We start from the raw sequence: 1,007 nt of genomic DNA, 5'->3' as shown, positions 1-1,007 counted from the left end.
GCTGCTATCGGGGTTGTTGTAATGTCGTTTGCAATAGAATATGAATTTGCTTCTGCAGATACCAGTCTCGCATTCCATATATCCTCAATTGTAAAATTAGTATCAAAATTGAGTCGCCAAGCTTCTATTGGTTCGGCTGAGAGATTTTGTATTTTTATTTCACCGGTAAAACCGTTACCCCAATCGTTGGTAACATTCAGCGAAACAATATATTCATTTTCTGCTTTATTGGTTCTTTGTGAACAGATTTCAAAAGCTTTTGGAATTTCAAGACCTTCTCCTGTCACACAGTAACCGAAATTCACTTCCTGATCGGGCTGAATTTCATAATTATATCCTGTGTTTTTTATAATATACTGAGTTTCGCTGCTGCTGTAAGCAATGCCGTTCCAAAGTCCGCTTATCTCTCCATGAGCGTCGTATTTCAAAGCCCAGTTTGATATAGTTTCTGAACCTATATTTTTGATTTTTATTTCAATATTCTGATTATTGCCCCATGAGCTTTTAATATCATAATAAACAACATAACCGTTGCCTATATAGACAGACGAATTGTTATCAGCGACATCTGCTGCCGAAGCGTAGACCGGAACAATTATGTTGATGAGGACAATAACAGACATGAAAATTGAAATGATTCTTCTTTTCAATTTTTTCCCTCCTGATATTTAAAATCTTGTTTTCATAGGAATCCAACGCACAGTTTTCCATGCTGAAAAATTATGATCAGAAATCCGATTGCCGCTCCTATGGTAATGCTTTCTTATATTTTTTTAGTCATCAAAATTAGAAGAAAGTGTTTTTTTGCTTGCTGAATAATGTCCGACAATACTTTCTCCGGGTTTCAGACTGATTGTTTCAGACTCGCCGTCTTTTAAAAGAGCCGGTAAGAATCTTTGAATATTTTTCTTGTCCACATTTCCGTTTTCCCACGGAATAATATCAATTATTCCATTAGGATAAACAACAGTCATGTCGTTTACATTAAGGAATTCTGAGTATCCGCT

Annotated in this window: 2 protein-coding genes; both read right to left on the bottom strand. The window is 35.7% G+C overall.

Annotated elements, in window-relative coordinates; genetic code table 11:
• Positions 1–650, bottom strand: a 650-nt coding sequence (locus tag DW938_RS14505; RefSeq protein WP_181984477.1) for a cellulose binding domain-containing protein, incomplete at its 3' end; no start/stop codon positions are given.
• A 123-nt stretch (positions 651–773) separates the two neighbouring features.
• Positions 774–1,007, bottom strand: a 234-nt coding sequence (locus DW938_RS14930; protein ID WP_181984476.1) for a hypothetical protein, incomplete at its 5' end; no start/stop codon positions are given.

The sequence above is a fragment of the Ruminococcus sp. AM43-6 genome (assembly GCF_003461785.1).
Classification (GTDB): domain Bacteria; phylum Bacillota; class Clostridia; order Oscillospirales; family Ruminococcaceae; genus Hominimerdicola; species Hominimerdicola aceti.
The sequence above is the reverse complement of the archived record's forward strand: the minus strand, read 5'-3'. Positions and strand labels throughout refer to the sequence as shown.